Origin of the sequence: Neisseria sp. HMSC078C12, assembly GCF_001838065.1 — a bacterium.
Lineage (GTDB): Bacteria > Pseudomonadota > Gammaproteobacteria > Burkholderiales > Neisseriaceae > Neisseria.
The window spans coordinates 15,773-16,060 of record NZ_KV835621.1; positions in this window are offsets into that span (position 1 = coordinate 15,773).

Consider the following 288-nt stretch of genomic DNA (forward strand, 5'->3'; position numbering starts at 1 on the left):
GCTCCCTTTCTCATTTCGCAGTGCTACAATTGATGGCAGTGGTGGTTTTATCGGATTGCAGTTGTAGCTCCCTTTCTCATTTCGCAGTGCTACAATGAACATACTGAATGAGTTCGCGTGCCGCATGTTGTAGCTCCCTTTCTCATTTCGCAGTGCTACAATTCCTCAAACTATCAAGAATCATTTGAATAAGTTGTAGCTCCCTTTCTCATTTCGCAGTGCTACAATAAATGATGCGGTTACAAAAAAGCCTTGTTTGTTGTAGCTCCCTTTCTCATTTCGCAGTGC